The organism is Psychrobacillus sp. L3, assembly GCF_042945595.1.
GTDB lineage: Bacteria > Bacillota > Bacilli > Bacillales_A > Planococcaceae > Psychrobacillus.
Genome location: NZ_CP168493.1, coordinates 3030247 through 3047599 on the forward strand (window position 1 = coordinate 3030247; position 17353 = coordinate 3047599).

Annotated in this window: 11 protein-coding genes, 18 tRNA genes and 3 rRNA genes; 2 read left to right on the plus strand and 30 right to left on the minus strand. The window is 41.1% G+C overall.

Annotation, left to right across the window (positions count from 1 at the left end; translation table 11 throughout):
• Positions 1-7: 7 nt before the first annotated feature.
• Complete coding sequence (gene queG, locus ACEPXD_RS15125) at positions 8-1147, minus strand: tRNA epoxyqueuosine(34) reductase QueG (RefSeq protein ID WP_391117253.1); 1140 nt, start codon at positions 1145-1147, stop codon at positions 8-10.
• Between the two features lie 55 nt (positions 1148-1202).
• On the opposite strand from queG, the gene ACEPXD_RS15130 reads away from it, so the two are divergent.
• Positions 1203-1892 carry a B3/4 domain-containing protein gene (locus ACEPXD_RS15130; protein WP_391117256.1) on the plus strand — a complete coding sequence of 230 codons (690 nt, stop codon included), beginning with the start codon at positions 1203-1205 and terminating at the stop codon, positions 1890-1892.
• A 116-nt stretch (positions 1893-2008) separates the two neighbouring features.
• Here the strand turns inward: ACEPXD_RS15130 and ACEPXD_RS15135 are convergent, their stop codons facing one another.
• The 26 genes from ACEPXD_RS15135 to ACEPXD_RS15260 form a co-directional block, all read right to left on the minus strand.
• Complete coding sequence (locus ACEPXD_RS15135) at positions 2009-2878, minus strand: hypothetical protein (protein ID WP_391117258.1); 870 nt, start codon at positions 2876-2878, stop codon at positions 2009-2011.
• The gene (locus tag ACEPXD_RS15140; protein ID WP_391117259.1) at positions 2865-3377 is read right to left on the minus strand and encodes an RNA polymerase sigma factor; all 513 of its coding nucleotides are present in this window, start codon (positions 3375-3377) and stop codon (positions 2865-2867) included. The genes ACEPXD_RS15135 and ACEPXD_RS15140 overlap by 14 nt, the downstream gene beginning before the upstream one ends.
• A 128-nt stretch (positions 3378-3505) precedes the next feature.
• Complete coding sequence (gene proS / locus ACEPXD_RS15145) at positions 3506-4942, minus strand: proline--tRNA ligase (protein ID WP_391117261.1); 1437 nt, start codon at positions 4940-4942, stop codon at positions 3506-3508.
• A 485-nt stretch (positions 4943-5427) separates the two neighbouring features.
• Positions 5428-6297 carry a hypothetical protein gene (locus tag ACEPXD_RS15150; protein ID WP_391117263.1) on the minus strand — a complete coding sequence of 290 codons (870 nt, stop codon included), beginning with the start codon at positions 6295-6297 and terminating at the stop codon, positions 5428-5430.
• A gap of 581 nt (positions 6298-6878) precedes the next feature.
• A tRNA-Leu gene (locus ACEPXD_RS15155) sits at positions 6879-6961 on the minus strand.
• Between the two features lie 33 nt (positions 6962-6994).
• Positions 6995-7068, minus strand: a tRNA-Cys gene (locus ACEPXD_RS15160).
• 10 nt (positions 7069-7078) lie between these two features.
• A tRNA-Gly gene (locus ACEPXD_RS15165) sits at positions 7079-7153 on the minus strand.
• Between the two features lie 6 nt (positions 7154-7159).
• Positions 7160-7231 (minus strand) — tRNA-Gln (locus ACEPXD_RS15170).
• Between the two features lies 1 nt (position 7232).
• Positions 7233-7308, minus strand: a tRNA-His gene (locus tag ACEPXD_RS15175).
• Between the two features lie 33 nt (positions 7309-7341).
• Positions 7342-7417, minus strand: a tRNA-His gene (locus ACEPXD_RS15180).
• 24 nt (positions 7418-7441) lie between these two features.
• Positions 7442-7515, minus strand: a tRNA-Trp gene (locus ACEPXD_RS15185).
• 10 nt (positions 7516-7525) lie between these two features.
• Positions 7526-7609: transfer RNA gene (locus ACEPXD_RS15190), tRNA-Tyr, on the minus strand.
• A gap of 9 nt (positions 7610-7618) precedes the next feature.
• A tRNA-Thr gene (locus ACEPXD_RS15195) sits at positions 7619-7694 on the minus strand.
• Positions 7695-7702: 8 nt separating this feature from the next.
• Positions 7703-7778, minus strand: a tRNA-Phe gene (locus ACEPXD_RS15200).
• A 134-nt stretch (positions 7779-7912) separates the two neighbouring features.
• Positions 7913-7988: transfer RNA gene (locus ACEPXD_RS15205), tRNA-Asp, on the minus strand.
• 3 nt (positions 7989-7991) lie between these two features.
• Positions 7992-8066 (minus strand) — tRNA-Met (locus tag ACEPXD_RS15210).
• 39 nt (positions 8067-8105) lie between these two features.
• Positions 8106-8181 (minus strand) — tRNA-Val (locus ACEPXD_RS15215).
• A gap of 15 nt (positions 8182-8196) precedes the next feature.
• A tRNA-Glu gene (locus tag ACEPXD_RS15220) sits at positions 8197-8271 on the minus strand.
• Positions 8272-8298: 27 nt separating this feature from the next.
• Positions 8299-8390 (minus strand) — tRNA-Ser (locus ACEPXD_RS15225).
• A gap of 5 nt (positions 8391-8395) precedes the next feature.
• Positions 8396-8470 (minus strand) — tRNA-Asn (locus ACEPXD_RS15230).
• A gap of 10 nt (positions 8471-8480) precedes the next feature.
• Positions 8481-8596, minus strand: a 5S ribosomal RNA gene (gene rrf / locus ACEPXD_RS15235).
• Between the two features lie 124 nt (positions 8597-8720).
• A 23S ribosomal RNA gene (locus tag ACEPXD_RS15240) occupies positions 8721-11648 on the minus strand.
• 155 nt (positions 11649-11803) lie between these two features.
• Positions 11804-11879, minus strand: a tRNA-Ala gene (locus tag ACEPXD_RS15245).
• A 15-nt stretch (positions 11880-11894) separates the two neighbouring features.
• Positions 11895-11971: transfer RNA gene (locus ACEPXD_RS15250), tRNA-Ile, on the minus strand.
• Between the two features lie 100 nt (positions 11972-12071).
• Positions 12072-13625, minus strand: a 16S ribosomal RNA gene (locus ACEPXD_RS15255).
• Together the 16S, 23S and 5S rRNA genes with 18 tRNA genes alongside form the textbook arrangement of a ribosomal RNA operon.
• A gap of 334 nt (positions 13626-13959) precedes the next feature.
• The gene (locus ACEPXD_RS15260; RefSeq protein ID WP_391117265.1) at positions 13960-14823 is read right to left on the minus strand and encodes a nucleotidyltransferase-like protein; all 864 of its coding nucleotides are present in this window, start codon (positions 14821-14823) and stop codon (positions 13960-13962) included.
• A 132-nt stretch (positions 14824-14955) separates the two neighbouring features.
• On the opposite strand from ACEPXD_RS15260, the gene ACEPXD_RS15265 reads away from it, so the two are divergent.
• The gene (locus ACEPXD_RS15265; RefSeq protein WP_151701051.1) at positions 14956-15300 is read left to right on the plus strand and encodes a YgzB family protein; all 345 of its coding nucleotides are present in this window, start codon (positions 14956-14958) and stop codon (positions 15298-15300) included.
• Between the two features lie 35 nt (positions 15301-15335).
• Here ACEPXD_RS15265 and perR read toward each other — a convergent pair whose 3' ends face one another.
• The 3 genes from perR to bcp form a co-directional block, all read right to left on the minus strand.
• Positions 15336-15779, minus strand: coding sequence for a peroxide-responsive transcriptional repressor PerR (gene perR / locus ACEPXD_RS15270; protein ID WP_151701052.1), 444 nt, complete (start codon positions 15777-15779; stop codon positions 15336-15338).
• Between the two features lie 112 nt (positions 15780-15891).
• Positions 15892-16836, minus strand: coding sequence for a D-2-hydroxyacid dehydrogenase (locus ACEPXD_RS15275; RefSeq protein ID WP_391117267.1), 945 nt, complete (start codon positions 16834-16836; stop codon positions 15892-15894).
• Between the two features lie 3 nt (positions 16837-16839).
• Complete coding sequence (bcp, locus tag ACEPXD_RS15280; RefSeq protein WP_391117269.1) at positions 16840-17322, minus strand: thioredoxin-dependent thiol peroxidase; 483 nt, start codon at positions 17320-17322, stop codon at positions 16840-16842.
• Positions 17323-17353: the final 31 nt, after the last annotated feature.

The following is a 17353-nucleotide window of genomic DNA, read 5'->3' on the forward strand; positions in this document are numbered from 1 at the left end:
CCACTTCCTATTTCTCCAATATATAAAATTGTAACCCTTTTCTAATTTCATCTAATACTTCTTCTACTTCTTCTGTTTGTTCCGCTTTTTTCAATGCAATTTGTCCATCGTCTGTATTAATTTTACCGATTGCCCATGCCGCTGTTCCTCGAATAACGGGACGAGCATCCTTTTCCATTAATTCGATTAACGTTGGTACTGCCGAAGCTTCCTTAAAGTGTGCAAGCGCAATAATCGCATTACGTTGAATCGGATTCTTCCCTCTCCAGGCTCCGGACATATGCCCATATGTTTCTTTAAACGATCGATTTGTCATACTTAATAATGGTAGCAGTAATGGCTTTACAAGCTCTGGGTCTGGCTTAAACGCTTCTTGATGTAAATTAGCTTTCCCTTTATTTTTCGGACAAATCGTTTGGCAAGTATCGCATCCATAAATTCTATTCCCTATTTTAGCTCGAAACTCATCTGGAACCATTGTTTTCTTTTGCGTAATAAATGCAATACAACGCTGTGCATTTAATTGTCCGCCTTCGATTAAAGCTCCAGTTGGACATATATCTAAACAAAGCCTACATTCCCCACACTGATCCTCCATTTGCTCACTTGGCGCAAAAGGAATCGAAGTAATCATTTCACCTAAATAGACAAACGACCCAAACTCAGGTGTAATAATCGCACAGTTTTTAGCACTCCACCCTATGCCTGCTCGCTCCGCCACTGCCCGATCAGAAAGTTCCCCAGTATCAACCATGGAGCGCAACCTTGCATCAGGCATATGTGTTAGTATAAATAACTCTAAAAGTGCAAGTTTCTCACGTAAAACGGTATGATAATCCATCCCCCATGATGCTCTTGCAAATATTCCTCGCCTAGCACCTTTTGTACTTGACGGAGCATCTTTCATTTTCGATGGATAGGCAATGGCAATTGCTATAATACTTTCCGCTTCTGAAAGCAAAAGCTCCGGATGCGTTCTTTTCTCTATGTCTGGCTCTTCGAAACCCGAAGCAAACCCTAGCTCCTGTTGACGAATTAATCTATTTTTTAATTCATGAAAGGGAGAAGCAGAAGTAAACCCAATTTTATCAATTCCAATGGAAGCAGCATATTCAATTAGATGTTCTTGAAATTGGTTTATATTCACAAAAGTTCTCCTCTCTTATGCTAAACTTAAGAAAATATGTGTAAGGACGGTCGTTATGATAATAAAACTAGATAATTCTTTATTGCAAGTCGAGCCTACTCTTAAAATAGGCATTATTCATTATACCAAAATTGTCGTTACCTCTTCTCCCCAAATGCTTAAAGGACGTCTCCAATTATTTCAGGAGCAACTATTCTTTGAAATGGAAGAAAAGTCCGTAACAGAATTTGAGGGAATTAAAGAATGGCGAACGTTATGGAAAAAAATAGGTGCAGATCCTAACCGATACCGTCCTTCTGTTGAAGCATTATATCGACGAATTGCAAAACAAAATTATATCACACCTTTGCATTCTGCTGTTGATTTAAATAATTTCTTCTCCATGCGATATGAAATACCAATGGGAATATACGATTTAGAAAATATTCAAGGAGATGTGACTTTTTCTCTTGGCAATGAAGAAACAACATATGAAGGACTAAATGGCAGAGAAAATAATATACAAAATATACTTGCACTTTCAGATACCACCGGACCATTTGGCAGCCCGTTTGTTGACTCGGTAAGGACTGCTGTCACGGAAGAAACTACGAATGCTATCCAAATTGTCTTCCTACGCCCTTCTATTAATTTAGAAGAAGGTCGTAAACTAGTTGAATCTATGGGTACAATGTTTAACCAAATTCATGGTGGAGATGCAAACGCTATTGTGTTACACAATGATTTTAACGAATGGAAGATATAACTACAGAAAGAGTAGCTAGAATTATTACCGCAATTCCTATAAGCGCTCTATTCATAATCGTCGTGTGTTTGTAAATTAAAACATCCCTCCTTCTGTAGGAAAGGATGTTTTTTATTCTAATTGTTAAAAAGCCCTGTTTGCTCTCCGTCAATTATGAGCTTCCAAGATCCATGGTCCTTCAACTTGATGTCACCTTTATATAAGTAAATTTCCTGTGAGTTTCTATAACCCAAACTTTCTCTTTGAAAAATGGTCTCTTCCATAAGATTCCCTTTATTATCAATTAGTTGAACGTCAATTTCCTCTTTTTCACCAATTGTGCTTTCTATATATAACTCAAATATTTCACCAACGGGAAGCTCCTTTGGTGAATCAAGTAAAGTATAATGCTCTGTTTTAGGAAACGGTGGGTACACATAAGTAGTAAATGAGTCAAATAAAACATCTTCTACATAAAAGGATAACTGCCATTCTCCTTCGGTTGGAAATGGGGGAAAGCTAGCTAACGTATGCGCATCCTCACTATATAAGCCAGCTGAGAGAACCCCTCGCGACAATTCCACTTTCTTCCCTTTTTTATTCTCCGCTTCGACCAAGTATTTCTTTCCAACGAGAGCATTTGGATCTCCCCAGTAGTACAGCATCAGCTTAGATCCTCTTAGCATGTCTTCTGCAACAAATTGCTCCTTAAAAACAAGAATCCCTATCTTTCCTTCTACCCCAACTACCTCTTGATCTCTATCAGGTAATGTAAAAACTGTTCCTGGCTGTGCATTTAGTTTGTTAGTAGCCTCATTTGTAAAGAAAAGAAAAATTAGGACGGAGCATATTCCTATTACAGCAAAGATCGGAGTTAGGGAGAAAGATTTTTTTGGAGAATTTTGCTTAGATCTTAATGAATGTAAAACTCTAGCTTTTTGATCGATTTCAAGAGAATATTTAGGAAGCTTTTTTAATTCTTCTTGCAGTTTATTAAAATCCTCCATATTCATACCCCTCCTGTTCCAGCAGTGTTTTCAACATTTTTAAGGAACGGTGATACAGTACATTTATGTTATTCTCATTACTTTTCATAATGCTACTGACTTCCTTGGATGGCATTTCCAAAATCCCTCTTAAAATAATTACTTCTTTATTATTCGATGGAAGTCTATTAATAGCTTTATATAAATTAGCATTTTCTTGATTTAGAAGAATTCGTTGCTCTGTATCAAACAAGATATTTTGTTCGTGGAAAAATAGATGCCTCATTTTATTCCATACGCGGTTTCTACGATAATAGTCGATTACCATATTTCTTGCGATGGATATTAACCAAGTTTTTGGATGAGCGTTCTCTTTAAATCTTGACATTTTCTTCAATGCACGTAGAAAGGTTTCTTGTACTAAATCTTCTACGTCCAATGATCCTGAATAGTACACTAGAAAACTTGTAATATCTCTTTCGTATTGCTCAAACCATTCTTCTATCAAATTCCTCTCCAAGGGATCCCCCCTTTCTTTACTAATTAGACGATTGGATTCCTTTTATCTTACATGAAATTTTGAATAAATAAAAAATCAACCATTTAATATGCAATGGTTGATTTTTTATAGATGTTTCTATTATTTAATTAATACGCACGACCGAACCAAACGGTATGTTTCGATTCATTTCCACAGTTGATACATGTAGACTTTTCAGCTGGTGGATTGAAAGGAATATTACGTGTTGTAAATTTCGTTTCCTCTTTCACTTGTTCTTCACAAGCGTCGTCTCCACACCATCCTGCAAGAATCCAACCTGGAATTTCTCCCTTTTCAGTCGAGTCTGCAAGATGTTGTTTTAATTGGTCTAATGAATCCACATTTGTATGTGAATGCAGATCACGGAATGCACGAGCTTTTTCTAATAAACGGCTTTGCATTGTTGTTAGTTCTTCTTCAATACGCTCCACTAAAACAGGAATATCTACAGTTACTTTGTCACCTTCATCACGTGCTTTAAGTAGTGCTTGGTTGTTTTCTAAATCACGAGGTCCTAATTCAACGCGAACTGGAACACCTTTTAGTTCCCACTCGTTGAATTTATAACCTGGAGATTGGTCGGAATCATCCAGACGCACACGAATACCTTTTGCTTTTAAATCAGCATAAAGCTCATCAAGTTTCTCCATAATAGCTGGGTTCTTCTTCCAGGGCCCTACTGGAATTAAAACAACTTGAGTTGGTGCAACACGTGGTGGTAAAACAAGACCTTGCTCATCACCATGTACCATGATAACAGAACCGATTAATCGAGTAGAAGTACCCCATGAAGTTGTATGCACATGCTGATGTTTGTTTTCTTTATTTAAGTATTTAATATCAAATGCTTCAGCAAATTTTGTACCTAAGTAATGAGAAGTCCCAGCTTGAACAGCTTTTCCATCCTTCATCATTGCTTCAATCGAATACGTATCCACAGCCCCTGCAAAGCGTTCTGAAGGTGTTTTTTGACCATCGTATACTGGAATAGCCAAAAGCTCTTCTACAACCTCTTTATAGATGTTAAGCATTTGCATCGTTTCTTTACGTGCATCCTCTTCATCTACATGAGCAGTATGCCCTTCTTGCCATAAAAATTCAGATGTACGAATGAAAGGAAGCGTCTTCTTTTCCCAACGGAACACATTTGCCCATTGGTTTATTAATACTGGTAGATCACGATAGCTTTTTATCCAATCCGAATACAAATGACCAATCATCGTTTCAGAAGTTGGACGTAGTGCTAAACGCTCTTCTAGTTTTTCGCCTGCTGCTTCTGTTACCCATGGAAGCTCCGGAGCGAACCCTTCAATATGATCCTTTTCTTTTTGGAAAAATGACTCTGGAATCAGCATTGGGAAATACGCATTACGATGTCCTGTTTCTTTAAAACGTCTGTTCATTTCAGCTTGAATATGCTCCCAAATTTCAAAGCCATCCGGTTTAAACGCAATACACCCACGAACAGGTGTGTAATCCATTAAATCTGCCTTCTGAATTGTGTCGATATACCATTTTGTAAAATCATTTTGTTGTGTAGACATCTACTTTTCCTCCTTTAAAATAAAAAAAGCGTAAAAACTCCCCTATAAAAAGGGCGTCTTTACACTGGATAGACACGGTACCACCTTTAATTAGTTCGTCAATTGAACGAACTATCTCAAACGTTGGTTAACGACAACGACTCGGTTATGTTTGCATAACATCTCCGTGGTAGGTTTCAACAAGAAGCGGTGATATAGCTCTCAGCAAGTTGCCATATTTTCTGTCTCACAATTCTTATTTACTTAATCACATCAACGATTGTATATACCTAATAATATACCAAATAGTCGAAGTTAATACAAACTGATTTAACTAACCTTATTTCTTCCTCTGCTAAAATGAATTTTGAATGTCAAACAAAGGATTTTTATATTTGGAAGTAGAGTAATAGTTCCTTCTATACTAATAATTTTCTACTACGACGCAATATGTTCCGTTTACGTAGCGAATAAAAAAGAACGCCAAGGTTGACGTTCTTGATTTGTTATTGGGTAACGTTTATTAAATATTGACCTTTTGTCAAACCATCTTCAGCTACCACATCCAACCAAGATACATAGATATTAGATAATTTATCTGAATCTGTATAATCAAAATTATCATCACCAATATTCTTTCTAAATGTATAACTTTGATTAGTACCATTGAAGGAAGTAATTGCTCCTTTAATTTCAGCGACTGTTGTAGTAGCCTTAACTGATATGAATCCAGTCAACTCATCCACTCGAACTACATTGATATCCAATGAACTAATTTTTGTTACAGAGTTTGGATCTGGTTCCGGTATTGGTGTTGGATCCGGATCTGGTGCAGGTGCTGGTACATGTTTTGATACATGTGTTGGTATTACTGTACCATCACTTATGTTCTCAAACCTATCTTTTGCTTGTTCGTAATTAGTTATAATATCCGTTACTTTTGAACCTTCAGGTATTATTAATTTTGCTATTTTTGTACCTTCACTTACTACTAATCTTGTATCTTTATTAATTACTTCAATCGTATTAATATTTCCAGTTGAATTTAAAATAACTTCGTTACCAGTTGTAATAATTATATTGCTAATATCACCTTTACCATTAAGTACTACCTTTTTTTTAGAAGCCACTTCAAGATTAGCAACCGTCGCATTCACTTCAACAATTTCAGCACCATCTTTAATTATCAATTTCGGAATAATTATACTACTCTCAGCATTTATAATTGAATCTTCAGAAATCACTAATTCCTCAGTGTGATCACTTTTTTCGACTGTTACTACTGATAAATCTTTTGCTGATGCAAACGATGATTGAAAAACAAACAGGAAAATCATAAATCCAACAAAACCTAGTATTTTCGTAACAAATTTCAATATACTTCCCCCTACTTTCCTACTACTATGAAAAACTTTATCACATTTTTTTCTAATTGTATATAAAACTTTTTCCTGTTTTTTACTTTACCAGACTCCACTCTCAAAATATTAGAATAATCCGAGCTCATGCTACGTTTTTGATTTAAATAATAAAAGAACGTCCTGATTGGAGCGCTTTTACTTTGTTGCTATTTGTTTTTTTATTACGACGCTTTATGTTTCAGTGCGTCGTAAGGTGATGTTTCAATTACATTGATTGTATCCTTCTACTCTACCCCTAACCTGCTCTAAAACGTTGCTCATATTGTTTATAGTTGCATGGACAAGTAATGGTTACGGGTATTGGGGTGATAACTATTTTAAATATAAATGAATGATTTGGACAAAGGAATATTGAGAGAATTTTAATACTTAGAAAAGATAATTGTGTAAAAAATGTGTAAACAAACCCCAAATTTATAATATAAAATCGAGGAATAATAGTTTTGTTAAAATAAAAAAACTCTTATAAATGCTGATATAACAGCATTCATAAGAGTTTCATTAAAATTCTAACTTCAATAGAATTTCGTGCAATATACCGGTGGTCGGGGTCGAACCGACACATCCAGAGGATACGGGATTTTGAGTCCCGCGCGTCTGCCAATTCCGCCACACCGGCAAAATAAAAGCATAAAAGTTACAATATTAAAATTGGAGGCGGCAACCGGATTTGAACCGGTGGTAAAGGTGTTGCAGACCTGTGCCTTACCACTTGGCTATGCCGCCATTTAAAAGTTGGAGCGGAAGACGAGGTTCGAACTCGCGACCCCCACCTTGGCAAGGTGGTGTTCTACCACTGAACTACTTCCGCAAAAAACTGGGGTACCTGGATTCGAACCAGGGCATGACGGAATCAAAATCCGTTGCCTTACCGCTTGGCTATACCCCAATGGGGCGATCGAGGGGAATTGAACCCCCGAGTGTCGGAATCACAATCCGATGCGTTAACCACTTCGCCACGACCGCCACAAATAAAAAAAAGCTAACTAATTAGGAATATGGGGCGACTGATGGGAATTGAACCCACGAATGCCGGAATCACAATCCGGTGCGTTAACCACTTCGCCACAACCGCCATTATTCAAGTTAACAGTAAAATTGGCAGGGGCAGTAGGAATCGAACCCACATCAAAGGTTTTGGAGACCTCTATTCTACCGTTAAACTATGCCCCTAAAATAAAAATGGTGGAGGGGGGCGGATTCGAACCGCCGAACCCTAAGGAACGGATTTACAGTCCGTCGTGTTTAGCCACTTCACTACCCCTCCACATTTCAGTGGTGCCGAAGAAAGGACTTGAACCCTCAACCTACTGATTACAAGTCAGTTGCTCTACCAGTTGAGCTACTTCGGCGAAAAAAATGGTGGCTCAGGACGGAATCGAACCGCCGACACAAGGATTTTCAGTCCTTTGCTCTACCGACTGAGCTACTGAGCCTCTTCGATTTACGCTAAGCGTCGCATCTCTTCGTCAGCTGCACTCGTTCAATCAGTCACGTACTTGAGTACGCTCCTTCTTTCACTCGATTGCTTCCTCGACCTGCTTGCTTATCCTAAATCTCATAAAATAAATGGCGGTCCCGACCGGGATCGAACCGGCGATCTCCTGCGTGACAGGCAGGCATGTTAACCGCTACACCACGGGACCATTTGGTTGCGGGGACAGGATTTGAACCTGCGACCTTCGGGTTATGAGCCCGACGAGCTACCACTGCTCCACCCCGCGACAATATTATAATTACTAATTAAGTGTTTTAAAAATTAATGGTGGAGGATGACGGGCTCGAACCGCCGACCCTCTGCTTGTAAGGCAGATGCTCTCCCAGCTGAGCTAATCCTCCTGGGTAAAATATTATTGGTGACCCCTACGGGATTCGAACCCGTGTTACCGCCGTGAAAGGGCGGTGTCTTAACCGCTTGACCAAGGGGCCATTTTATGTATTAAGAGAGTAAATATCTGGCGGAGAGCAAGGGATTTGAACCCTTGAGACAGGGTTAGCCGCCTACACGATTTCCAATCGTGCTCCTTCGGCCACTCGGACAGCTCTCCAAAAATGGCTCCGAAGGTAGGACTCGAACCTACGACCAATCGATTAACAGTCGATTGCTCTACCACTGAGCTACTTCGGAATAATACTAAGCCTAGCGACGTCCTACTCTCACAGGGGGAAACCCCCAACTACCATCGGCGATGAAGAGCTTAACTTCCGTGTTCGGTATGGGAACGGGTGTGACCTCTTCTCCATCATCACTAGACCTATTAACTTGAAAGACAAGATTAATTATACCATAACTAGAGAATATTTCAATAGTTTTTTTAGAAATCTTTTTTATATTCCTTCAAAACTGGATAAAAGACATTGATGTATACAAATTCTATTTGGTTAAGTCCTCGATCGATTAGTATTCGTCAGCTGCACATGTCGCCACGCTTCCACCCCGAACCTATCTACCTCATCGTCTTTGAGGGATCTTACTTACTTGCGTAATGGGAAATCTCATCTTGAGGGGGGCTTCGTGCTTAGATGCTTTCAGCACTTATCCCGTCCACACATAGCTACCCAGCGATGCTCTTGGCAGAACAACTGGTACACCAGCGGTGTGTCCATCCCGGTCCTCTCGTACTAAGGACAGCTCCTCTCAAATTTCCTACGCCCACGACGGATAGGGACCGAACTGTCTCACGACGTTCTGAACCCAGCTCGCGTACCGCTTTAATGGGCGAACAGCCCAACCCTTGGGACCGACTACAGCCCCAGGATGCGATGAGCCGACATCGAGGTGCCAAACCTCCCCGTCGATGTGGACTCTTGGGGGAGATAAGCCTGTTATCCCCGGGGTAGCTTTTATCCGTTGAGCGATGGCCCTTCCATGCGGAACCACCGGATCACTAAGCCCGTCTTTCGACCCTGCTCGACTTGTAGGTCTCGCAGTCAAGCTCCCTTCTGCCTTTACACTCTTCGAATGATTTCCAACCATTCTGAGGGAACCTTTGGGCGCCTCCGTTACACTTTAGGAGGCGACCGCCCCAGTCAAACTACCCGCCTGACACTGTCTCCTACCCGGGTTACGGGTATGGGTTAGAATTTCAATACAACCAGGGCAGTATCCCACCGACGCCTCCTCCGAAGCTGGCGCTCCGGGCTCTAAGGCTCCTGCCTATCCTGTACAAGTTGCACCAAAATTCAATATCAAGCTATAGTAAAGCTCCACGGGGTCTTTCCGTCCTGTCGCGGGTAACCTGCATCTTCACAGGTACTATAATTTCACCGAGTCTCTCGTTGAGACAGTGCCCAGATCGTTACGCCTTTCGTGCGGGTCGGAACTTACCCGACAAGGAATTTCGCTACCTTAGGACCGTTATAGTTACGGCCGCCGTTTACTGGGGCTTCAATTCGCACCTTCGCTTGCGCTAAGCACTCCTCTTAACCTTCCAGCACCGGGCAGGCGTCAGCCCCTATACTTCACCTTACGGTTTTGCAGAGACCTGTGTTTTTGCTAAACAGTCGCCTGGGCCTATTCACTGCGGCTCTTCTAGGCTATACACCCAAAAGAGCACCCCTTCTCCCGAAGTTACGGGGTCATTTTGCCGAGTTCCTTAACGAGAGTTCTCTCGCTCACCTTAGGATTCTCTCCTCGACTACCTGTGTCGGTTTGCGGTACGGGCACCTATCACCTCGCTAGAGGCTTTTCTTGGCAGTGTGAAATCAGGAACTTCGGACTAAGTCCTCGCCATCACAGCTCAATGTTACAGAGTGCGGATTTGCCTACACTCACACCTCACTGCTTGGACATGCATAACCAACAGCATGCTTACCCTATCCTTCTGCGTCCCCCCATTGCTCAAACGGTGGTTTGGTGGTACAGGAATATCAACCTGTTGTCCATCGTCTACGCCTATCGGCCTCGACTTAGGTCCCGACTAACCCTGAGCGGACGAGCCTTCCTCAGGAAACCTTAGTCATACGGTGGATGGGATTCTCACCCATCTTTCGCTACTCATACCGGCATTCTCACTTCTAAGCGCTCCACCAGTCCTTCCGGTCTGACTTCAACGCCCTTAGAACGCTCTCCTACCACTGATACCATAGGTATCAATCCACAGCTTCGGTGATTTGTTTAGCCCCGATACATTTTCGGCGCAGCGTCACTCGACCAGTGAGCTATTACGCACTCTTTAAATGATGGCTGCTTCTAAGCCAACATCCTGGTTGTCTAAGCAACGCCACATCCTTTTCCACTTAACAAATACTTTGGGACCTTAGCTGGTGGTCTGGGCTGTTTCCCTCTTGACTACGGATCTTATCACTCGCAGTCTGACTCCCAAACATAAATCATTGGCATTCGGAGTTTGTCTGAATTCGGTAACCCGGGATGGGCCCCTAGTCCAAACAGTGCTCTACCTCCAAGATTCTAACGTTTGAGGCTAGCCCTAAAGCTATTTCGGAGAGAACCAGCTATCTCCAGGTTCGATTGGAATTTCTCCGCTACCCACACCTCATCCCCGCACTTTTCAACGTGCGTGGGTTCGGACCTCCAGTAAGTGTTACCTTACCTTCATCCTGGACATGGGTAGATCACCTGGTTTCGGGTCTACGACCACATACTCATTCGCCCTATTCAGACTCGCTTTCGCTGCGGCTCCGTCTTCTCAACTTAACCTTGCATGTAATCGTAACTCGCCGGTTCATTCTACAAAAGGCACGCCATCACCCATTAACGGGCTCTGACTACTTGTAGGCACGCGGTTTCAGGATCTATTTCACTCCCCTTCCGGGGTGCTTTTCACCTTTCCCTCACGGTACTGGTTCACTATCGGTCACTAGGTAGTATTTAGCCTTGGGAGATGGTCCTCCCAGATTCCGACGGAATTTCACGTGTTCCGCCGTACTCAGGATACACTCAAGAGAGAATGAACTTTTGACTACGGGGCTTTTACCCTATCCTGCGGACCTTTCCAGATCGCTTCGTCTAGCTCATTCCTTTGTAACTCTATGTAGAGTGTCCTACAACCCCAAGAGGCAAGCCTCTTGGTTTGGGCTATTCCCGTTTCGCTCGCCGCTACTCAGGGAATCGATTTTTCTTTCTCTTCCTCCAGGTACTTAGATGTTTCAGTTCCCTGGGTGTGCCACAGATACGCTATGTATTCACGTAAATGTACTGCTCCATTACGAACAGTGGGTTTCCCCATTCGGAAATCTCCGGATCAAAGCTCACTTACAGCTCCCCGAAGCATATCGGTGTTAGTGCCGTCCTTCTTCGGCTCCTAGTGCCAAGGCATTCACCGCGCGCCCTTATTAACTTAACCTAATTCGGCTTCCAATTAAAATTGAAACCCTGAAAAATAGTAGTTAAAAATACTACGCAAAATATAATCACAAAAGTAATTATAAATTGAATTTCTTGAATTTGTTTCTTTCAATGTCGTTTTATCCAGTTTTCAAAGAACATATGATAAATTTTTGGTGGAGCCTAGCGGGATCGAACCGCTGACCTCCTGCGTGCAAGGCAGGCGCTCTCCCAGCTGAGCTAAGGCCCCAAAATTTAAAAGGTATGGTGGGCCTAAATGGACTCGAACCATCGACCTCACGCTTATCAGGCGTGCGCTCTAACCAGCTGAGCTATAGGCCCTCTTAGAATTTCCATATATGTATGTATATATGAACATTCAAAACTGAACTGCAAAACGTTAAGATACAGATAAAAATCTGTATTCCGATATTATCCTTAGAAAGGAGGTGATCCAGCCGCACCTTCCGATACGGCTACCTTGTTACGACTTCACCCCAATCATCTGTCCCACCTTCGGCGGCTGGCTCCCGTAAGGGTTACCCCACCGACTTCGGGTGTTACAAACTCTCGTGGTGTGACGGGCGGTGTGTACAAGGCCCGGGAACGTATTCACCGTGGCATGCTGATCCACGATTACTAGCGATTCCGGCTTCATGTAGGCGAGTTGCAGCCTACAATCCGAACTGAGAACGGTTTTATGGGATTTGCTCACCCTCGCGGGGTTGCGACCCTCTGTACCGTCCATTGTAGCACGTGTGTAGCCCAGGTCATAAGGGGCATGATGATTTGACGTCATCCCCACCTTCCTCCGGTTTATCACCGGCAGTCACCTTAGAGTGCCCAACTGAATGCTGGCAACTAAGATCAAGGGTTGCGCTCGTTGCGGGACTTAACCCAACATCTCACGACACGAGCTGACGACAACCATGCACCACCTGTCACCGCTGTCCCCGAAGGGAAAGATCTATCTCTAGAACGGTCAGCGGGATGTCAAGACCTGGTAAGGTTCTTCGCGTTGCTTCGAATTAAACCACATGCTCCACCGCTTGTGCGGGCCCCCGTCAATTCCTTTGAGTTTCAGTCTTGCGACCGTACTCCCCAGGCGGAGTGCTTAATGCGTTAGCTGCAGCACTAAGGGGCGGAAACCCCCTAACACTTAGCACTCATCGTTTACGGCGTGGACTACCAGGGTATCTAATCCTGTTTGCTCCCCACGCTTTCGCGCCTCAGCGTCAGTTACAGACCAGAAAGCCGCCTTCGCCACTGGTGTTCCTCCAAATCTCTACGCATTTCACCGCTACACTTGGAATTCCGCTTTCCTCTTCTGTACTCAAGTCCCCCAGTTTCCAATGACCTTCCACGGTTGAGCCGTGGGATTTCACATCAGACTTAAAGGACCGCCTGCGCGCGCTTTACGCCCAATAATTCCGGACAACGCTTGCCACCTACGTATTACCGCGGCTGCTGGCACGTAGTTAGCCGTGGCTTTCTAATGAGGTACCGTCAAGGTACGAGCAGTTACTCTCGTACTTGTTCTTCCCTCACAACAGAGTTTTACGATCCGAAAACCTTCTTCACTCACGCGGCATTGCTCCATCAGACTTTCGTCCATTGTGGAAGATTCCCTACTGCTGCCTCCCGTAGGAGTCTGGGCCGTGTCTCAGTCCCAGTGTGGCCGATCACCCTCTCAGGTCGGCTACGCATCGTCGCCTTGGTGAGCCGTTACCTCACCAACTAGCTAATGCGCCGCGGGCCCATCCTGTAGTGACAGCCGAAACCGTCTTTTAACATTTCCCCATGTGAGGAAATGGATTATTCGGTATTAGCCCCGGTTTCCCGGAGTTATCCCAATCTACAGGGCAGGTTGCCCACGTGTTACTCACCCGTCCGCCGCTAAATCAGAAGAAGCAAGCTTCTTCGTCATTCGCTCGACTTGCATGTATTAGGCATGCCGCCAGCGTTCGTCCTGAGCCAGGATCAAACTCTCCATATTAGAGAACTTAAAAAGCTCATTTTGTTTTGCTGGCATCATCATTAAATGATGTCCAAATTGTTTTGCTGTCAAGCTAACCGAAGTTAGTCTTTCAAGCTGTATGTCTTAACGTTTTGCATGTTCAGTTTTCAACGTTCATTTTGTTGTGTCGTTTTTTGCGACTTCTCTAATTTATCATCTTTCAACCGATGAGTCAAGAAATTTATTGAAAAACTTTTTCACTCATACTTTCCACTAAGTTTTTGACGACGCTTATTATAATACAATGAAATCGATAATATTGTCAACAAAAAAAACGAACAAATTAATCGTCCGTTTTTTTCTCTTTAGAAAATTACTTTACTTTATAGTATCTATGCATGATTTCATCGCTTTTAGTTGGCTTTTTTTCGATGAATATAAATCCTCTATCTACTAAAAACTCAATAAAAACTTCTAAATCCACGGAGTAGTTTTTCAGTTCTTCTTGCTCGTGAATCTCTTGAATTGTCCAACATTCTTTCAAAGTAAGCACTTCTAATATATGTTGTGATCCCTCTTTTATTCTAGAATGGATTAAAAATTCACTCGCCAAAAATAAGAGTTCTAATCTCTTTTCTAAAGATTCCTCACTAGAAATAAGCTCATCGTATAATTTATAAATAGATGGATCTAATTGTTTTACTTGTTTCCAAACCATAACTTCAGGATGCATTCCATGTTCGAAAACAGCTAAGCGGGCTAAATGATGCAGAGATTCTACTATAAGAGTATATGCATCTAAAAAATTTAGCTGTTCAAAAAACAATTTTGCTTCTAAATATCTTCTACTTAGCCTTGCAAATTCAATACCCATCCTCACTTTTCTTCCGTTAATCGGAAATTCATCTAACTCTCTTCTTAAATCTTCTATATACTCATTTCGATCAAAAACAACTCGACCATTAATTAACCAATCTACTAACTTAGGATTCGACCCAAGCAATAACCATTTTCTTAACTGTTTCTCTGTTATTACATGCATTGCTGCTTTTTTATCATTAAACGTATAATGTTTTGTAAAAATAGGTTGATCGGCGTCCTTCGTCAAAATAAATAAAATGGAATCAAACGTATCGGTAATTGGACTAACTTCTTCCCGTTTTTCTACATAAATAATACCTAAAGTATTTGCTTCACTTGCTCTCTCTTGATAGATGGGTCTCAATAATGTTTCCAAAATGGCGCCTCCTTTATTTCTTATTATAAGTTTTTCGACAACTATCTCATATATCCTTCTATAAGAATAGTTCAATTCATTATTTTAAACTAAAAATATGATATAGTGTATGTAGAAATTAGGAGGATGAAAATGAAACCCTATAAAAACAAAATAAATAGAATACGTTCTTTTGCACTGGGCCTTGTATTTTTCGGATTCATCATTATGTATGGTGCAATAATCTTTAAAGAACATCCAGTGCTTGTTGCGATCTTCATGATACTTGGAGTAGTCTCTATTATAGCAAGTACTGCTGTTTATGGATGGATTGGTTTACTTTCTACTAAAGCTGTTCAAGTAGTTTGCCCAAACTGTGGAAAGCATACAAAGGTTTTAGGTAGAGTAGATATGTGTATGTACTGCAAAGAACCATTAACACTTGATCCAACACTGGAAGGACAAGAATTCGATCAATCTTTAAATAGAAAGAGATAATAAAAAACCGAGCGTATCAACTACGCTCGGTTTTCTTATTGAACTTTTGTTGCTTGTTCTTTACAATCTGGACAAACTCCGTATATTTCCATTCTGTGTGAGCTAACATCAAAACCTGTTAAATGAGAAGCTAAATGCTCCACTTCATCTAATCCTGGATAATGAAAATCAACAATTTTACCACAAGAATTACAAATCATATGATAATGATCATTCGTAGAGAAATCAAATCTACTAGAAGAATCTCCGTATGTAAGCTCTTTTACAAGTCCTGCTTCTCTAAAAACACGCAAGTTATTATAGACAGTTGCAACACTCATACTTGGAAATTTACTTTCAAGTGCTTTATATATATCGTCTGCGGTTGGATGTGACATGGATTGGATGATAAATTCCAATATCGCATGGCGTTGAGGTGTAATACGTACACCAGTTGATTTTAATGTATCTAAAGCATCTCTTAAATGTACTTCCGTCATCGCAATGCACCCCTCTTCATATTTACTATTAGTTTATAATCGTTATAATAAGTATAGTGAAGGACAGCATGAGATGTCAAACATTTAAAACACAAGGAAGCAAGAACCTTTTTTAATACCCTTTTTCCAGATCAATTATGTTCTCCATTCGATTGTTTCCCTCTATCCACTTCGCCAAGTTTTTTGTAAATAAATCTAATGCCCTTACGACATATTGTGAAGAATGGCTAGAAACATGAGGAGAGACAATCACATTGTCCATCTTCCAGAAAGGATGTCCTTCTGGAAGTGGTTCGTTTTCAAATACATCTAGCACTGCATACGCTATGCACTCATCCTTTAGTGCCCGCAGCAGTTCTTCCTCTTTCACCACATCGCCTCTACCAAAATTCATAAAGATAGACGTTCGCTTCATACAATGAAAATGCTCGTAAGTAAATAAATGACGAGTTTCTGTCGTACTAGGCAAAATAGAAATTACAATATCTGCAGTTGGAAGCAACTCATCCAATTGAGAAAAAGAAATCATTTCATTCATATAATTTGCTGATTCTCCACTTCGATTACACCCTATTGTATGAACACCAAAAGCTTGCAGAATTCTCCCTACTTCACCACCAATTGCTCCAGGACCTACTATTAAAGCAGTTGCTCCAAAAAGCTCAGATGAATTCACTTTTTTAGACCATTCTTCGTTTCTTTGATTTTTAGCAATCAGCGGAAGTGATTTTTTTATGGATAAAATATGGGCAAGTATCGATTCTGCCATAGGTGTTTTATGAATTCCTCTTACATTCGTCACAAGTATATTCCGGTCAGCTATTTCCTTCAGAGGCATTTTTTCTAATCCAGCTGAAGCGACCATAATCCATTTTAAATGATGCGCTGATGCAATATGACATGCATCCAAATCCTCGCCATAAGTGACGAATATATCTGCAGTTTTTAACGTTTCTTCATCAAATGGTTTTTGAAAGATAAATTCTGCATTTGGAAATTCTTCTATTAAATTTGATTGTTGATCAGGGTTAGGTAAAAAAGAAAACAATATCTTCATTATTCATTCTCCCCTGTTTACTATTTCTTTTAGTGTTTTAAGTGCTTCTTCCACATGCCCGTTAACTTTTACTTTGCGCCATTCCTTTACAATTGTCCCTGTTGGATCAATTAAAAAGGTAGATCGTTCGATTCCCATATATTCTTTACCGAACATCTTTTTCAAACCCCATACACCGTAAGCTTCGGATACTTCATGTATATCGTCTATTAATAATGAGAAGGGTAGTCCATACTTTTGGATAAACTTTGTATGAGCTTTTTCATTATCGGCACTTACACCTAAAATGACAGCATTCAGTTCACTAAAAGCTTCATGCGTATCCCTAAAATCACATGCTTCTGTCGTACAACTTGGCGTCGAATCTTTAGGATAGAAATAAAGTAAGACATATTTCTTTCCTGCAAAATCATTTAACGAGATTATTTCCCCACTCTCATTTTTCAATGAAAATTTAGGTGCAATCATTCCTTCAAGTAGATGCATATAGATCTTCCTCCCTCTATTACTGACTCTA